The 16,995-nt window shown below is 70.7% G+C and carries 15 protein-coding genes; 11 read left to right on the forward strand and 4 right to left on the reverse strand.

The window, feature by feature from the left end:
- Window positions 1-16: 16 nt before the first annotated feature.
- Window positions 17-304 carry a DUF397 domain-containing protein gene (locus tag ACFY1E_RS44925; RefSeq protein WP_389087587.1) on the reverse strand — a complete coding sequence of 96 codons (288 nt, stop codon included), beginning with the start codon at window positions 302-304 and terminating at the stop codon, window positions 17-19.
- Complete coding sequence (locus tag ACFY1E_RS44930; RefSeq protein ID WP_389087590.1) at window positions 264-1,124, reverse strand: helix-turn-helix domain-containing protein; 861 nt, start codon at window positions 1,122-1,124, stop codon at window positions 264-266. The genes ACFY1E_RS44925 and ACFY1E_RS44930 overlap by 41 nt, the downstream gene beginning before the upstream one ends.
- A 104-nt stretch (window positions 1,125-1,228) precedes the next feature.
- On the opposite strand from ACFY1E_RS44930, the gene ACFY1E_RS44935 reads away from it, so the two are divergent.
- From ACFY1E_RS44935 to ACFY1E_RS44970, 8 genes are all read left to right on the forward strand, one after another.
- Window positions 1,229-2,026: a TIGR03084 family metal-binding protein gene (locus ACFY1E_RS44935; RefSeq protein WP_389087592.1), complete on the forward strand. Its 798-nt coding sequence runs from the start codon at window positions 1,229-1,231 to the stop codon at window positions 2,024-2,026.
- The gene (locus tag ACFY1E_RS44940) at window positions 2,023-3,714 is read left to right on the forward strand and encodes an acyclic terpene utilization AtuA family protein (protein WP_389087595.1); all 1,692 of its coding nucleotides are present in this window, start codon (window positions 2,023-2,025) and stop codon (window positions 3,712-3,714) included. Before ACFY1E_RS44935 ends, ACFY1E_RS44940 begins: the two co-directional genes overlap by 4 nt.
- On the forward strand, window positions 3,711-5,309 hold the full coding sequence (locus ACFY1E_RS44945; protein WP_389087597.1) for an acyl-CoA carboxylase subunit beta: 1,599 nt from the start codon (window positions 3,711-3,713) through the stop codon (window positions 5,307-5,309). The genes ACFY1E_RS44940 and ACFY1E_RS44945 overlap by 4 nt, the downstream gene beginning before the upstream one ends.
- A 5-nt stretch (window positions 5,310-5,314) precedes the next feature.
- Complete coding sequence (locus ACFY1E_RS44950; protein ID WP_389087601.1) at window positions 5,315-7,165, forward strand: acetyl/propionyl/methylcrotonyl-CoA carboxylase subunit alpha; 1,851 nt, start codon at window positions 5,315-5,317, stop codon at window positions 7,163-7,165.
- An 83-nt stretch (window positions 7,166-7,248) separates the two neighbouring features.
- Window positions 7,249-8,385: an acyl-CoA dehydrogenase family protein gene (locus ACFY1E_RS44955; RefSeq protein WP_389087603.1), complete on the forward strand. Its 1,137-nt coding sequence runs from the start codon at window positions 7,249-7,251 to the stop codon at window positions 8,383-8,385.
- 26 nt (window positions 8,386-8,411) lie between these two features.
- On the forward strand, window positions 8,412-9,989 hold the full coding sequence (locus tag ACFY1E_RS44960) for a 4-coumarate--CoA ligase family protein (protein ID WP_389087606.1): 1,578 nt from the start codon (window positions 8,412-8,414) through the stop codon (window positions 9,987-9,989).
- A complete protein-coding gene (locus ACFY1E_RS44965) occupies window positions 9,986-10,720 on the forward strand; it encodes an enoyl-CoA hydratase family protein (protein WP_389087608.1) in 735 nt (244 codons plus the stop codon). Before ACFY1E_RS44960 ends, ACFY1E_RS44965 begins: the two co-directional genes overlap by 4 nt.
- Window positions 10,708-11,331: a TetR/AcrR family transcriptional regulator gene (locus ACFY1E_RS44970; protein ID WP_389087610.1), complete on the forward strand. Its 624-nt coding sequence runs from the start codon at window positions 10,708-10,710 to the stop codon at window positions 11,329-11,331. Before ACFY1E_RS44965 ends, ACFY1E_RS44970 begins: the two co-directional genes overlap by 13 nt.
- Here the strand turns inward: ACFY1E_RS44970 and pdxH are convergent.
- Window positions 11,321-11,989, reverse strand: a complete 669-nt coding sequence (gene pdxH / locus ACFY1E_RS44975; protein ID WP_389087614.1) for a pyridoxamine 5'-phosphate oxidase — start codon at window positions 11,987-11,989, stop codon at window positions 11,321-11,323. The genes ACFY1E_RS44970 and pdxH overlap by 11 nt on opposite strands.
- Before the next feature lie 290 nt (window positions 11,990-12,279).
- On the opposite strand from pdxH, the gene ACFY1E_RS44980 reads away from it, so the two are divergent.
- The 3 genes from ACFY1E_RS44980 to ACFY1E_RS44990 all read left to right on the forward strand — a co-directional run bounded on the left by ACFY1E_RS44980 (window position 12,280) and on the right by ACFY1E_RS44990 (window position 16,061).
- Window positions 12,280-13,380, forward strand: coding sequence for a citrate synthase 2 (locus ACFY1E_RS44980; RefSeq protein ID WP_389087616.1), 1,101 nt, complete (start codon window positions 12,280-12,282; stop codon window positions 13,378-13,380).
- Between the two features lie 317 nt (window positions 13,381-13,697).
- Window positions 13,698-14,525: a GNAT family N-acetyltransferase gene (locus ACFY1E_RS44985; protein WP_389087619.1), complete on the forward strand. Its 828-nt coding sequence runs from the start codon at window positions 13,698-13,700 to the stop codon at window positions 14,523-14,525.
- A 132-nt stretch (window positions 14,526-14,657) separates the two neighbouring features.
- Window positions 14,658-16,061 (forward strand): PAS domain-containing protein, encoded by a 1,404-nt coding sequence (locus ACFY1E_RS44990; RefSeq protein ID WP_389087621.1) that lies wholly within the window; start codon window positions 14,658-14,660, stop codon window positions 16,059-16,061.
- A gap of 108 nt (window positions 16,062-16,169) precedes the next feature.
- Here the strand turns inward: ACFY1E_RS44990 and ACFY1E_RS44995 are convergent, their stop codons facing one another.
- Entirely contained in the window at window positions 16,170-16,925 is a 756-nt protein-coding gene (locus tag ACFY1E_RS44995) for an SIS domain-containing protein (protein ID WP_389087624.1), read from the reverse strand.
- Between the last annotated feature and the right edge of the window lie 70 nt (window positions 16,926-16,995).

Genomic DNA, 16,995 nt, shown 5'->3' on the forward strand with positions numbered 1-16,995 from the left:
GCATGAGCACCTGTACTCAGGCGCGGGGGTTCTGGGCGGTGCCTCGGAGGAAGGCGGAGAAGGCGGCGGGGCTGAGGGTGAGGATCCCTGCCGGGGGGTTCTTGGAGTCGCGGACGGCTATGAGGGCTGTGCGGGGGGTGAGGTCGGCGACCTCCACGCAATCACCGCCACTGCTGCCGCTGTACGACGACTTACGCCACGTCGCGGTGCCGAGAGGGGCGCACTCGACACATTCGCCTCCGGTGCCGCCGCTGTAGGACGACTTACGCCAGCGAGCTCCGGTCAGGTCCTGGCTGTTCTGCATACCGTTCCTCCCGTACGCGGGCGATCAGCGCTGCCGAGTCCTCGACTGAGAGGGCTGCGGCCTGCAGATGATCGTAACGATGCGAACAGTCCCTGACGACGTCCGGGTTGGCGGTCATGTATCCCTTGTCGTAGTTCTCCGAGTAGGCGATGTCGGGGTCGTCATTGAAACGCAGGATGGTGAAGGAGCCCGCCGTGGCCGGATGTTGCCCCACCCCGAACGGCAACAGCTGCACACGCAGCTGGCGGCGTTTCTGGAGGTTCAACAGGTGCGTCAGTTGCTGACGCATGACTTCCCTGCCGCCGAAAGGCCTGTGCAGCACCACCTCGTCCAGCACCACCCATGCAAGGGGCGGTTTCTCCCGAGTCAGGATGCGCTGCCTTTCCAGGCGCGCCGCCACCTGCTCGTCGAGCTTGTCCGCCCAGCCTGCCTCCAGCACCGCACGCGCGTACGCCGGTGTCTGGAGCAGCCCGTAGACCACCTGGGCCTGGAACGTGGCGATGTTCGTCGCGCGTGCCTCCAGCTCCGCAAAGGGCTGAAACCAACTCGGCAACTGGTTCCGCAGAACCAGCCCCACCAACCGCGAAAACGTCCCGTCCGTCCCCAGCGCCGCATCCACGCGCTCGGAGAACTCCCGGGTCGGCACCCTCAAGGTCGTCTCGATCTGGCCGACCAGCGACCCCGTACAGAACACGATCGAACCGAGCGCCGCCTGAGTCAGCCCCGCTGCCTCACGGGCACGCCGTAGTTCGAAGCCGTAGTAGTCCAGCGGCGACGCACTGGGATCAAGTTCGCGGATATGCACGGCGACCACCTCCACTCACTGAGGGTAGCCAGTTGACTGCGCACAGGTGCCGGACCTGTGGAAAACAAATTAATGCAAGCACGCTTGCTTGTTTCTGAACCCCCTGCCATGCTCGCCCCATGGCTGACCCGACGCCCGTGATCGACGATCTCTGCGCGGAGAGCGAGGAACTCGACCTGCTCGTGGCGGAGTTGAGTCCGGAGCAGTGGGCGCTCGCGACCCCGGCGCCCGGCTGGACCGTCGCCCATCAGATCGCGCATCTTGCCTGGACCGACCACTCCTCCGTGCTGGCCGTGACCGACCAGGACGCCTTCGCCCGCGAGGTCGAGAAGGCGCTGGCCCAGCCCGGGGACTTCGTGGACAACGGCGCGGAGGAGGGCGCCCGGAAGCCGCCCGAGCAGTTGCTCGCGGACTGGCGGGCCGGGCGCAAGGCCCTGGCGGACGCACTCCGGGCCGCACCCGACGGAGCCCGCTTCCCCTGGTACGGCCCGCCCATGTCCACCGCCTCCATGGCCACCGCCCGCCTCATGGAGACCTGGGCGCACGGCGGGGACGTGGCGGACGCGCTGGGCGTGGAACGCACCCCCACCGACCGGCTCCGGCACATCGTCCGCCTCGGGGTCCGCACCCGCGACTTCGCCTTCGGCGTGCACGGGCTGACTCCGCCGTTCGAGGAGTTCCGTGTCGAACTGACCGCCCCGAGCGGCGAGTTGTGGGTGTACGGGCCTGAGGATGCCGACGACCGCGTCACCGGCCCCGCCCTCGACTTCTGCCGCCTGGTCACCCAGCGCGCCCACCGTACCGACCTCGCCCTGCACGCAGAGGGCTCCGACGCCGACCGCTGGCTGGACATCGCCCAGGCCTTCGCGGGCCCACCGGGTGACGGACGCCCGCCGAAGGGCGGCGGCACCGCATGACGGCGACCCTGCGCATCGGCAACGCCTCCGGCTTCTACGGCGACCGTTTCGACGCCATGCGCGAGATGCTCACCGGCGGTGAGCTGGACGTGCTGACCGGCGACTATCTCGCCGAGCTGACCATGCTGATCCTGGGCCGCGACCGCCTGAAGGACCCCGCGGCCGGATACGCCCGCACCTTCCTGCACCAGCTGGAGGAGTGCCTCGGCCTCGCCCATGAACGCTCCGTCAAGATCGTCACGAACGCCGGCGGTCTCAACCCCGCCGGACTCGCCGACGCCGTACGGCAGTTGGCCGACCGGCTCGGCATTCCCGTCCGTGTCGCACATGTCGAAGGTGATGACCTCAAGGCCGACTACCCGGACAGCCTCGCCGCCCACGCCTACCTCGGCGGCTTCGGCGTCGCGGCCTGCCTGCGGGAGGGCGCGGACGTGGTCGTCACCGGGCGCGTGACGGACGCGGCGCTGGTCACCGGGCCCGCCGCCGCCCACTTCGGGTGGGCCCGGACGGACTACGACCGGCTCGCGGGAGCCGTCGTCGCCGGGCATGTGCTGGAGTGCGGGACGCAGGCCACCGGGGGGAACTACGCCTTCTTCACCGAACACCCGGGTGACCTCCGGCGCCCCGGCTTCCCCCTCGCAGAGATCCACGAGGACGGCAGCTGCGTCATCACCAAACACCCCGGCACCGGCGGTTTCGTCGACGTCGGCACGGTCACCGCGCAGCTGCTGTACGAGACGGCGGGCGCCCGGTATGCGGGACCGGACGTGACGGCCCGCCTGGACACCGTCCGCCTCACCCAGGACGGCCCCGACCGCGTCCGCGTCGAGGGCGTGGGTGGCGAGGCCCCGCCGCCCACCCTCAAGGTCGGCCTCAACCGCCTCGGCGGCTTCCGCAACGAGGTCGCCTTCGTCCTCACCGGCCTCGACATCGAGGCCAAGGCGGCCCTCGTGCGGGAACAGATGGAGGCCGCTTTCGCGGACGCCAAGTCCCGTCCTCATGACATCAGTTGGGACCTCGTCCGCACCGACCGTCCCGACGCCCCGACCGAGGAGACGGCGAGCGCGCTGCTCCGGCTCGTCGTGCGGGACCCGGACGAGCGGCTCGTCGGGCGGGCGTTGAGCGGAGCGGCCGTAGAGCTGGCACTGGCCAGCTACCCCGGCTTCCATGTGCTGGCGCCACCCGGAAAGGGCGCGCCTTATGGGGTCTTCGAGGATGTGTACGTCCCCCATGGTGCCGTCGACCATGTGGCGGTCCTCTACGACGGGCGTCGGGTCCCTATAGCCCCGGCACACGACACCCTCGTACTCGACAACCTCCCGAGCCCCGAGTCGCCCGAGCCGCTCCCGGACGGACCCACCCGGCGTGCCCCGCTCGGCCTCGTCGCCGGCGCCCGCAGCGGGGACAAGGGCGGGGACGCCAACGTCGGGGTCTGGGCCCGTACGGACGAGTCCTGGCGGTGGCTCGCCCACGACCTGTCCGTCGACCGTTTCCGTGAGCTGCTGCCCGAGGCCCGCGACCTGCCCGTCACCCGGCACGTCCTGCCGAACCTCCGCGCCCTCAACTTCGTCGTCGAGGGCATCCTCGGCGCGGGCGTCGCCGCCCAGCACCGTTTCGACCCGCAGGCCAAGGCCCTCGGCGAATGGCTGCGCTCCCGCCATCTGGACCTCCCGGAGGCCCTCCTGTGACCGTTCTGCCGACCACCCTGGACACCGACGGCCCGGACTACCGGGCGGCCCGCGAGGCCATGCTCGCCAAGCTGGCCGACCTCGACGCCGAGCACGCCAAGGCCCTCGCGGGCGGCGGCGAGAAGTACGTCGAACGGCATCGCAAGCGCGGCAAGCTGCTCGCCCGCGAACGCATCGAACTGCTCCTCGACCCGGACACGCCCTTCCTGGAGCTGTCCCCGCTCGCCGCCTGGGGCAGCGAGTACGCGGTGGGCGCCTCGCTCGTCACCGGCATCGGGGTGGTGGAGGGGGTGGAGTGCCTGATCACCGCCAATGACCCGACCGTGCGCGGCGGCGCCAGCAACCCCTGGTCGCTGAAGAAGGCCCTGCGGGCGAATGACATCGCGCTCGCCAATCGGCTCCCGTGCATCAGCCTGGTGGAGTCGGGCGGCGCCGATCTGCCCTCCCAGAAGGAGATCTTCATCCCCGGGGGCGCCATCTTCCGGGACCTGACGAGGCTGTCGGCGGCCGGCATCCCCACCGTCGCCGTCGTCTTCGGGAACTCGACCGCCGGAGGCGCGTACATCCCCGGCATGTCCGACCACGTGATCATGGTCAAGGAGCGCGCGAAGGTCTTCCTCGGCGGCCCGCCCCTGGTCAAGATGGCGACCGGCGAGGAGAGCGACGACGAGTCCCTCGGCGGCGCCGAGATGCACGCGCGCGTGTCGGGTCTCGCCGACTACTTCGCCGTCGACGAACCGGACGCCCTGCGCCAGGCCCGCCGGGTGGTCGCCCGCCTCAACCACCGCAAGGCGTACGACGATCCGGGACCGGCCGAACCGCCCAAGTACTCGGCCGACGAGCTGCTGGGCATCGTCCCGGAGGATCTCAAGACCCCCTTCGACCCGCGCGAGGTCATCGCCCGGATCGTCGACGCCTCCGACTTCGACGAGTTCAAACCGCTGTACGGGACGAGCCTGACGACGGGCTGGGCCACGCTCCACGGCTATCCCGTGGGGGTGCTGGCGAACGCCCAGGGGGTCCTCTTCAGCGAGGAGTCCCAGAAGGCCGCCCAGTTCATCCAGCTGGCCAACCAGCGCGACATCCCGCTCCTCTTCCTGCACAACACCACCGGCTACATGGTCGGCAAGGAGTACGAGCAGGGCGGCATCATCAAGCACGGCGCAATGATGATCAACGCGGTCTCCAACTCGAAGGTGCCCCATCTGTCGGTCCTGATGGGCGCCTCCTACGGCGCCGGTCACTACGGCATGTGCGGCCGCGCCTACGACCCCCGCTTCCTCTTCGCCTGGCCCAGCGCCAAGTCCGCTGTCATGGGGCCGCAGCAGCTGGCCGGCGTCCTGTCGATCGTCGCCCGGCAGTCGGCGGCCGCGAAGGGCCGGCCGTACGACGAGGACGGCGACGCCGCCCTGCGCGCCATGGTGGAGCAGCAGATCGAGTCCGAGTCGCTGCCGATGTTCCTGTCCGGGCGGCTCTACGACGACGGCGTCATCGACCCCCGCGACACCCGCACGGTCCTGGGCCTGTGCCTGTCCGCCATCCACACCGCGCCGTACGAGGGTGCGCGCGGCGGCTTCGGCGTCTTCCGGATGTGAGGCTCATGATTACGTCTGTCCTGGTGGCGAACCGCGGCGAGATCGCCTGCCGTATCTTCCGCACCTGCCGTGAGTTGGGAATCCGGACGGTCGCGGTGCACTCCGACGCCGACGAGAACGCCCTCCACGCGCGCGTGGCCGACACGGCGGTACGGCTGCCCGGCGCGGCGCCCGCGGACACGTACCTGCGCGGCGACCTGATCGTGAAGGCGGCCGTCGCCTCCGGCGCGGACGCCGTCCACCCCGGCTACGGCTTCCTCTCCGAGAACGCCGACTTCGCACGCGCCGTCATCGACGCCGGCCTGACCTGGATCGGACCGCCCCCCGAGGCCATCGAGGCGATGGCGTCCAAGACACGCGCCAAGGAGCTCATGGGCATCGCCTCCCTGGAACGAGGGCGGATCACCGAGGCCGATCTGCCGGTCCTGGTGAAGGCGGCCGCGGGCGGCGGAGGGCGCGGAATGCGCATCGTGCGCCGCCTGGAGGACCTCGACGCCGCCCTGGAGGGCGCACGGGCCGAGGCCGCGAGCGCCTTCGGCGACGGCGAGGTCTTCGTCGAGCCGTACCTGGAGCACGGCCGCCACGTGGAGGTCCAGGTCCTCGCCGACAGCCACGGCACGATCTGGACCCTCGGCACCCGCGACTGCTCGCTCCAGCGCCGCCACCAGAAGGTCATCGAGGAGGCCCCGGCACCCGGCCTCCCGGACAGCCTCGTCGAGGACCTGTACGCGCTGTCGACACAGGCCGTGTGCGCCGTCGCCTACGAGGGCGCCGGCACCGTCGAGTTCCTGGTCGCCGACGGCCGCGCGCACTTCCTGGAGATGAACACCCGCCTCCAGGTCGAACACCCCGTCACGGAAGCGGTCTTCGGCATCGACCTGGTGGCCCTGCAGATCCGGGTCGCCGAGGGCCACCGCCTGGAGAACGACCCCCCACGCGCGCGTGGCCACGCGATCGAGGCCCGCCTCTACGCCGAGGACCCGGCGAACGACTGGACCCCGCAGACCGGCACCCTGCACCGCCTGACCGCCCCCGAAGGCATCCGCCTGGACACCGGCTACGGCGACGGAGACGACATCGGCGTCCACTACGACCCCATGCTCGCCAAGGCCGTCGCCCACGCCACCACCCGCGCGGAGGCCGTCCGCCGACTGGCCGGAGCCCTGGAGCGCACCACGATCCACGGCCCCACCACCAACCGCGACCTCCTCGTCCGCTCCCTGCGCCACCAGCAGTTCACCTCGGCGGCCATGGACACGGCCTTCTACGACCGCCACCTTCCCGAACTGACCACCCCGACCCCGGACCCCTGCGCCCCCTTGGCCGCCGCCCTCGCCGACGCCCGCTCCTGCCCCTCCCGCTTCGGCGGCTTCCGCAACCTCCCCTCCCAGCCGCAGACCAAGCGGTACGCCATGGCGGGCGAGGAACACGAGGCCCGCTACCGCCACACGCGCACGGGCCTGGAGGCGGACGGGGTACGGGTCGTACACGCGGACGCGCGTCTCGTCGTACTCGAAGTGGACGGCGTACAGCAGAAGTACGAGGTGGCACGGTACGGCGACGAGGTGTTCGTGAACACCACGCGCCTGACCGCCCTGCCCCGCTTCCCCGACCCGACGACCCAGCACGCCCCGGGCTCCCTCCTGGCGCCCATGCCGGGAACGGTCGTCAAGGTCGCCGAGGGTCTGGCCGTAGGAGCCGCCGTAAAGGCCGGGGAGCCCCTGCTCTGGCTGGAAGCGATGAAGATGCAACACAAGATCACAGCGCCGGTCACAGGCACGCTGAGCGCTTTGGAAGTAGTACCTGGCCAGCAGGTGACGGTCGGCACTTTGTTGGCAGTAGTGGAGGAAACGTAAGGGGCGCGGGACTGCATCGATTTGCGGCTACCGCCGCGTGAGCGCGACCAGCCACCTACAACCCGCACCCCGAAGGAGCCGAGATGCCCCTCATCGAATCCGAAGAACAAAAAGCCCTCCGCTCTGCAGTCGCCGCCCTCGGCAAGCGCCACGGCCGCGAATTCGACCGCGAGGCACTCTGGTCGGAGGCAGCCAAGCTGGGCTACCTGGGCGTCAACCTGCCGGAGGCATACGGCGGCGGAGGCGGCGGCATAGCCGAACTCTCCATCGTCCTGGAAGAACTCGGTGCCGCAGGCTGCCCGCTCCTCATGATGGTCGTGTCCCCGGCGATCTGCGGCACAGTGATCGCCCGCTTCGGCACCGAGGACCAGAAACGCACATGGCTCCCGGGCCTCGCCGACGGCACCCGGACCATGGCCTTCGGCATCACCGAACCCGACGCCGGCTCCAACAGCCACCGCATCACCACCACGGCCCGCCGCGACCCCGACACCGGCGACTGGCTGCTCACCGGCCGCAAAGTCTTCATCTCCGGCGTCGACATCGCGGACGCCACCCTGATTGTCGGCCGCACAGAAGACGCCCGCACCGGCAACCTGAAACCCTGCCTGTTCATCGTCCCGCGGGACGCCGCCGGCTTCACCCGCCGCCAGATCGACATGGAACTCCAGGCCGCGGAGAAGCAGTTCGAGCTGACCCTGGACGACGTACGCCTCCCGGCGGACGCCCTCGTGGGCGACGAGGACGCAGGCCTCCTCCAGCTCTTCGCCGGCCTCAACCCCGAACGCATCATGACCGCCGCCTTCGCCATCGGCATGGGCCGCTACGCACTCGCCCAGGCGATCACCTACGCCCGCGACCGCACCGTCTGGAAAACCCCCATCGGCGCCCACCAGGCCATCGCCCACCCCCTCGCCCAGGCGCACATCGACCTCGAACTCGCCCGCCTGATGATGCAGAAAGCGGCCCACCTGTACGACGCCGGAGACGACGTCGGCGCAGGCGAGGCCGCCAACATGGCCAAGTACGCGGCCGGAGAGGCCTGCGTCAAAGCCGTCGACCAGGCCGTGCACACCCTCGGCGGAAACGGCCTCACCCGCGAATTCGGACTCGCCTCGTTGATAACGGCCGCACGCGTGGCTCGTATTGCTCCGGTGAGCCGGGAGATGATTCTCAACTACGTCTCCCACCAGACTCTGGGCCTTCCCAAGTCGTACTAGACCGTCGTGGCCGCCTTGGAGGAACCGTGTTCCGCAGCGAGTACGCAGACGTTCCGCCCGTAGAACTCCCCATCCACGAAGCGGTGCTGGGCCGGGCCGCCGAGTACGGTGACGCGCCCGCCCTCATCGACGGAACCGACGGCACCACCCTCACGTACGAGCAACTGGACCGCTTCCACCGGCGCATCGCGGCCGCGCTCGCCGAGGCCGGCGTACGCAAGGGCGACGTGCTCGCCCTGCACAGCCCCAACACCGTCGCCTTCCCGACCGCCTTCTACGCGGCCACGCGCGCGGGTGCCACCGTCACCACCGTGCACCCCCTGGCCACCGCCGAGGAGTTCGCCAAGCAGCTGAAGGACTCGGCGGCCCGCTGGATCGTCACCGTGTCACCCCTGCTGGAAACGGCACGCAGGGCCACCGAACTCGCCGGCGGCGTCGAGGAGATCTTCGTCTGCGACAGCGCACCCGGACACCGGTCGCTGATCGACATGCTGGCCTCCGCCGCGCCCGAGCCGGAGGTCGCCATCGACCCGGTGGAGGACGTCGCCGCGCTGCCGTACTCCTCGGGCACCACCGGCATCCCCAAGGGCGTCATGCTCACGCACCGCCAGATCGCCACCAACCTCGCCCAGCTCGAACCCGTCATGCCGGCCGGCCCCGGCGAACGCATCCTCGCCGTCCTGCCCTTCTTCCACATCTACGGCCTGACGGCCCTCATGAACGCACCCCTCAGGCAGGGCGCCACGGTCGTCGTCCTTGCGCGCTTCGAACTCGAAACCTTCCTCGCGGCCATCCAGAACCACCGCATCACCAGCCTGTTCGTCGCCCCGCCCATCGTCCTGGCCCTCGCCAAACACCCCCTGGTCGCCCAGTACGACCTCTCGTCCCTGAAGCACGTCATCAGCGCCGCCGCCCCCCTGGACGCCCAACTCGCCGCCGCCTGCTCCGAGCGGCTCGGCCTGCCACCCGTCGGCCAGGCCTACGGCATGACGGAGCTGTCACCCGGCACCCATGTGGTCCCCCTCGCCGCCATGCACGAGGCACCTCCCGGCACCGTCGGCAAACTCATCGCGGGCACCGAGATGCGCATCGTCTCCCTCGACGACCCCGACAAGGACCTCGGCGCCGGCGAGTCCGGCGAGATCCTCATCCGCGGCCCCCAGATCATGAAGGGCTACCTCGGCCGCCCCGACGCCACCGCCGCGATGATCGACCCGGACGGCTGGCTGCACACCGGAGACGTCGGCCACGTCGACAACGACGGCTGGCTCTTCGTCGTCGACCGCGTCAAGGAACTCATCAAGTACAAGGGCTTCCAGGTGGCCCCCGCCGAACTCGAAGCCCTCCTGCTCACCCACCCGGGCATCACCGACGCGGCCGTCATCGGCGTCTACAACGACGACAACAACGAAGTCCCGCACGCCTACGTCGTCCGCCGGCCCACCGCCACCGACCTCTCCGAAGGAGAGGTCATGATGTATGTCGCCGAACGCGTCGCTCCCTACAAACGCGTCCGCCGGGTCACCTTCATCGACTGCATCCCGCGGGCCGCCTCCGGAAAGATCCTCCGCCGTGAACTGCGGGCACTGCAGGAGCGCACATGACATTGATCGGACGTGCACGCGCGCGTGGCATCGAGACCCTCAGCCTCGACTCCCCGGCCAGCCGCAACGCACTCTCCGCGGCACTCGTCGGAGAACTGGCCGACGCGCTGACGGACTGCGCCAAGGACACCGACGTCCGCGCGATCGTCCTCACCCACACCGGCAACACGTTCTGCGCGGGCGCCGACCTCCGCGACCCGCCGGCGCCGGACGCACTCGTCGGGCTGCTGAGGCAGATCGTCGAGCTGCGCAAACCGGTCGTGGCCCGCGTCACCGGCCATGTGCGCGCAGGCGGCCTCGGTCTGCTGGCCGCCTGCGACATCGCGGCGGGGGCGACGGCGTCCACCTTCGCCTTCACCGAGGTACGCATCGGGGTGGCCCCCGCGGTCATCTCCCTGCCCTTGCTGCCCCGCACGGACCCCCGGGCCCTCGCGCGCTACTACCTCACCGGCGAACGCTTCGAGGCCCCCGAGGCGGCCCGCATCGGCCTGCTGACCGCCACCGGCGACGACGTGGACGCCGTACTGGAACCGATCCTGGACGGACTGCGCCGAGCCGCCCCGCAGGGCCTGGCCGAGACGAAAGCGCTGCTCACAGCTAAGGTGCTCGAAACATTCGACCGGGACGCGGCCGACCTCACCGCGCTCTCGGCCCGGCTGTTCGCCTCCCCGCAGGCCCGCGAGGGGATGACGGCCTTCCTGGAACGACGGGATCCCACATGGGTGCTGTGACCACCGACAACGGCGTCGACCGCGCCGACCGCGTACCCAAGCAGGACCGCAGCCGAGCCACCCGGCAGCGCCTCCTGGAAGCCGCCGTGGCCTGCCTCGCCGAACACGGCTGGGCAGGCTCCACGGTCTCCGTCGTGGCCGAACGCGCCGGCGTCTCCCGCGGCGCCGCCCAGCACCACTTCCCCACCCGCGAGGACCTCTTCACGGCAGCCGTCGAATACGTCGCCGAGGAACGCTCGACGGCGCTGCGCGCCCTGTTCCCGCAGGGAGCGGCCGGAGACCGACGGGCGGTCGTGTCGGCCCTCGTCGACCTCTACACCGGCCCCCTCTTCCGGGCGGCGCTGCACTTGTGGGTCGCCGCCTCCAACGAGGAACAGCTCCGTCCGCGCGTCACCGAACTCGAAGCCCACGTCGGCCGCGAAACCCACCGCATCGCGGTCGACCTCCTGGACGCCGACGAATCCCGCCCCGGCGTCCGCGAAACCGTCCAGGGCCTCCTGGACATGGCCCGCGGCCTCGGCCTCGCCAACCTCCTCACGGACGACACCGGACGCCGGGAGCGGGTCGTCGCGCAGTGGGCGGCCGTCCTGGACCGGGAACTCAGGGACTGAGCCGCTCCACCCGCCACCCCCCGTCCGCCTCCGCCACATACCGCAACCGGTCGTGCAGCCGGTTCTCGCGGCCCTGCCAGAACTCCACCGCCTGCGGGGCGACCCGGAAACCACCCCAGTTCGGGGGCACGGGCACCTGCTCGCCCTCCGGGTAGCGGGCCGTCAGTTCGGCGTACGAGGCGTCCAGGTCGGCGCGGGTGGAGATCACGCTCGACTGGGCGCTGGCCCAGGCGCCGAGCTGCGAGCCGTGCGGACGGGTGCGGAAGTAGGCGGCGGTCTCGTCACGGCCGGTGCGGCGCGCGATGCCCGTGACGATGACCTGGCGGGCCATCGGATGCCAGGGGAACAACAGCGAGATGTACGGGTTCTCGGCGAGGTCGCGGGCCTTGCGGGAGTCGTAGTTGGTGTAGAAGACGAAACCCTGCTCGTCGAAGTGCTTCAGCAGCACGGTGCGCGAGCTGGGACGGCCTTCGGCGTTCGCCGTGGAGACGACCATGGCGTTCGGCTCGAAGAGATGGGCCTGAGTCGCGGCCTGCTGGAACCAGCGCGCGAACTGCGCCACCGGGGTGGCGGCCAGATCGGACTCGGCGAGGCCCTCGGCCCGGTACTGCTTGCGCATCGAGGCGGGATCGAAGGGGACGGCGTCTCGGTCGGTCACCCGATCATCCTGCCGTATGCGCAGGTGCCGTTCGCCATGGCGTCCGTCATGATTTCGGCATGGGCGCTCGCCGACCACGAGCACCGTGGCACTGAGTGCCGCGAAGCCTCCCCAAAAGTGGCACTCAGAGATATCGTGCTGGTGCGTTCTGGTTGAGCGACCAGCCGCGTGGGGCATCACCAGGGTGGCCCCCAGGACCACGAGTCGCACGACACGACCGGGGATCCAGCGGCCGAGCCGCCGTTTTTCTGCCCTGCACATCTGTCGTACACATCACGAGGAGCCGCCTGATGTCCGACTTCGTACCCGGACTCGAGGGAGTCGTCGCGTTCGAGACGGAGATCGCCGAACCGGACAAGGAGGGCGGCGCCCTCCGGTACCGGGGCGTCGACATCGAGGACCTGGTCGGTCACGTCTCCTTCGGAAACGTCTGGGGGCTGCTCGTCGACGGCGCCTTCAACCCCGGCCTGCCGCCCGCCGAACCGTTCCCGATCCCCGTGCACTCCGGCGACATCCGGGTGGACGTCCAGTCGGCACTGGCCATGCTGGCACCGGTCTGGGGCCTCAAACCCCTCCTGGACATCGACGCCGAGCAGGCCCGCGCGGACCTCGCCCGAGCCGCCGTCATGGCACTCTCCTACGTCGCCCAGTCGGCCCGCGGCCAGGGCCTCCCCATGGTTCCGCAGCGGGAGATCGACAAGGCCCACTCGATCACCGAGCGCTTCATGATCCGCTGGCGCGGCGAGCCCGACCCCAAGCACGTCGCCGCCGTCGACGCCTACTGGACCTCCGCCGCCGAGCACGGCATGAACGCGTCCACCTTCACCGCCCGCGTCATCGCCTCCACCGGAGCGGACGTCGCCGCGGCGCTCTCCGGCGCCGTAGGAGCGATGTCCGGCCCGCTGCATGGCGGCGCGCCCTCCCGGGTCCTCGGCATGATCGAGGAGATCGAACGGACCGGCGACGCGGAGGCGTACGTCAAGCAGGCCCTCGACAAGGGCGAGCGGCTGATGGGCTTCGGACACCGCGTGTACCGCGCCGAGGACCCACGCGCGCGCGTGCTGCGGCGCACGGCCCGCGAGCTGGGTGCCCCGCGATTCGAGGTCGCCGAGGCGCTGGAGAAGGCGGCACTGGCGGAGCTGCACGCGCGGCGCCCGGACCGCGTGCTCGCCACGAACGTCGAGTTCTGGGCGGCGATCGTCCTCGACTTCGCCCAGGTGCCCGCCCACATGTTCACCTCGATGTTCACGTGTGCCCGCACGGCCGGCTGGTCGGCGCACATCCTGGAGCAGAAGCGCACGGGCCGGCTGGTGCGGCCGTCCGCGCGATACGTGGGCCCGGGCGTACGGCGGCCGCAGGAGATCGAGGGCTACGACGGCATCGCCCGCTGAGGGAGCGGCAGCACCGGAACGCAGACGACCCGCGAGCTCTGGTCCCTCCGCCTGGGCGGAGGAGCCGGCCGGACGTACCGGCGAGCTCGCGGGTCGGGTGACTGCTTGGGATTGGGCCGGCTGCACGGTTCTCTCCCGCGCTGGTCCGGCACCGCACTCGGTGTGGTGGCGAGCCGCTAGCCCGCAGTCACCTCACGCGTCCGGTATTCATACATCTGCCGAACCACCTCCCTTCTCGTGTACCCCACACCCTAAGAACCGGTCGGCGCACGATCAACCACTTTTTTGACGGGGGCCGGTGACCTAGCTTTTCGACCATGACGGAGCGACGCGCGATTCTCAGTGGATCGACCTTCGAGGAGCAGATCGGTTACGCACGGGCCGTGGTCGACGGGGACTGGGTGCACGTGTCCGGGACCACGGGGTTCGACTACGCGACGATGACGATCTCGGACGACGTCGTCGAGCAGGCCGAGCAGTGCCTACGGAACATCGGGGCGGCGCTCGCGGACGCGGGGTGCGGGTTTTCCGATGTCGTACGGGTGCGGTACCTGCTGCCCGAGCGCGACGACTTCGAGCCGTGCTGGCCCGTGCTGCGGCGGGCGTTCGGGGAGGTGCGGCCGGCGGCGACCATGATGGTGGTCGGGCTGGCGGACCCTCGGATGAAGATTGAGATCGAGGTGTATGCGCGGCGTCCGGTGCTGCGGATCGAGGCCGTGGACTCCGAGGCCATGCTGGAGGAGTGGCGGTTCGTCCACAACAAGACAGTGCCGCCTGCCGCCATGTCGCTGGAGGAGGCTCGGGAGCGGCTCGGGCGTTACCGGCTGGAGAACGCGTATCTGGGGGATGCTCTCGTCGGGTGCTCGACCGTACGGCCGCCGGAGGGTGATGAGGGTGTGGCCACGGTGATCGCGCGGGTGCTGCCCGAGTTCCGGGGGCGCGGGTTCGGGCGGGCGCTGTACGAGAAGGGGCTGGCGCACGCGCGTGTGCTGGGTGCCGGGGTGGTCGAGACCTGTGTGCTGGCGGCCAACGAGGGTGGGCTGCGGTTTGCCGAGAAGTGCGGGTTCGTCGAGACCGACCGGTATGTGCTGGACGGCGAGAGTGATCTGTGGATTGATCTTCGGCTGGTGATGGCCGGATCATAGGGATCGGCGGGTTGCAACGATTCCTTCAATCTTGGGGAACTCGGTGTGTGCTGCGTCACGTTCCAGTTAGATGATTGCGAGTGAGCGAACCGACGCGCCGTACGTGCGGACGCAGCTTGGCAGGGGGTCCAGGTGAGTGCTTCCCGGCGTAGTGGGACCACCGACGAGCTGGGGCCCGATGAGCCCGAGCGGGCCGGCCCGGTGGGTCCTGACGGCTCCGATCTGCTGGCCGCGCTGCTCGACGGGATGGATGCGGCGCTGTGTGCCTTCGACGCGGGCGGGGTCGTCACGCACTGGAATCGTGAGGCCGAGCGGATTCTGGGCTGGACCGCGGCCGAGGCGGTGGGCCGGCACGGGTTCGCTGGGTGGGCGGTGCGCCCTGCGGATGCCGAGGAGGTCGAGCGGCGGCTGATGTCCGCCATGGAGGCCCCGGGTCGGCAGGTGCACGAGTTCGCGCTGCTGACGAAGGACGGCGGGCGGGTGCTGGTGCGGACGCAGTCCGCGGCGGTGCGCGGGCCCGACGGCAAGCCCGCGGGGGTGTACTGCGCCTTCAGCGAGGTGCATGCGCAGATCGATCTGGAGCGGTCGATCGCGCTCAGCGAGGCGTTGTTCGAGGACGCGAGCTGGGGTGTCGTACTGGTCGATGCCGATCTGCGGCCCGCGGTGGTGAACGCTCATGCGGCGCGGGCGCTCGGGATCGGGCGTACGTCGGCGCTGGGCCGGCCGCTGGGGGAGTTGCTCGCCCAGGGTGTGGAGGAGCTGGAGAGCGCGCTCACGCATGTGCTGGCGGAGGGTGCGCCGCCGGCGCCGGCGGAGATCTGGGTGAGTGTGCGGACGCCGGAGGGCGATCAGCGGCGGTGCTGGCGCTGTGGCTTCGTACGGCTGGCGTCACCGCTCGCGGAGGAGCCGGTGCCGTTGGGTGTCGCCTGGCTGTTCCAGGACGTGACGGAGGGCAAGCAGGGCGAGCAGGAGGCGGCTCTGCTGCGGTTCCGGACCAATCAGCTGCATCGGGCGGCCCGGGCGGCCGCGGAGTGCGAGGACCCGGGTGAGGCGGCGACCGTCCATCTGGACTTCGCGCTCGCCGGGTTCGCCGACCATGCGCTGATCGACCGAGTGGCGGGCGGTGCGGTGGCCGACGGGGCGGCGGAGGGTCCCGTACGGCTGGTGCGGGTCGCCACTACGCCGTCGGGGGCGCCGGGGCCGAGTCTGCTGACCGGGCAGGCGGGGTTGCCGGTGCGGTACGGGCAGGGGCATCCGGCGCTGCAGTGCGTGGAGCGGGCGGGGTCCGTGCGGGCGAGCGTGGGGGCGGTGCCGGCGGAGCAGGCGCGGGAGTGGGCGCTGGCCCGGCAGTGGCCGGAGGATGCCGTGCACGCGTTGTGCGCGGTGCTGCGGAGCCGGGGGCGGACGTTGGGGGTCGTGACGTTTCTGCGGGGGAGTGGGCGGAGTCAGTTCGAGCGGGTGGACGCGGTGTACGCGGAGGATGTCGCCGTGCGGATTGCCGCGGCGCTGGATTTGGCGGGGGTTGTGGGGCGGTAGCGAGGCCCGGCGGTGCGGGGTGCCGCCTGCGCCCACCCGTGCCGCCCCAGGCGGCACGAATGCCCGCAGGCTGCGCAGGTGATGGCTGCCCGCAGGCTCAGCCGGCTGCTATTGCTGGTAGAAGATCCGGTCTCCGTACTTCTGCATCACGCGGCTGTTCCACTCGTGGCCGCCGTCCACGTTGCCGGACCGCAGCAGTGGTGGCTCGATGCCCCGCTCGGCGAGGGTGCCCGCTGCCGTGGCCATGACCGCCTGGAGGATTGCGCTGGTGACGACCGTCGAGGCCGGGGCGAAGGGGGCCGGGATGGTGTCCAGGGTGAGGGTGGCGTCGCCGATGGGGATCTTGGAGTCGAGGACGAGGTCGCAGTGGTCGCGCAGATAGGTGCCGGAGCTGTGCCGGGACCGGGTCCCGGTCGCGTACGCCACTGAGGTCACGCCGATGACCTTCACGCCGAGCTCGCGGGCGTGGACGGCCATTTCGACGGGGAGGGCGTTGCGGCCGGAGAGGGAGATGATCACGAGGGCGTCCCCGGCGCGGAGCGGCGAGGAGTCGAGGACGGCGGTCGCGAGGCCGTCGACGCGCTCCAGGGCGGAGCCCAGGGTGGCCGGCATCACGTCGACGCCGACGACGCCCGGTACGGCGAGCAGGTTCATCAGGGCGAGTCCGCCCGCGCGGTAGACGACGTCCTGGGCGGCGAGGGAGGAGTGACCGGCGCCGAAGGCGAAGAGGCGGCCGCCGTCCGTGACGGTGTCGGCGAGGAGGGTGCCGGCCGCCGTGATGGACTGTGCCTCCTCGTCCCGGACCCGTTGCAGGAGGTCGATCGCGGCGTCGAAGAACTGGTCGGCCAGTTTGCCGTCGCTCATGCGGGTCCTTCCGGGGCGGTGTGGGGTGACCGGGCGCGGATGTGTCGCGGATCACCGTGCGGTCTGGACC

The sequence above is a fragment of the Streptomyces sp. NPDC001604 genome, assembly GCF_042893475.1.
In the GTDB taxonomy this organism is placed as follows: Bacteria; Actinomycetota; Actinomycetes; order Streptomycetales; family Streptomycetaceae; genus Streptomyces.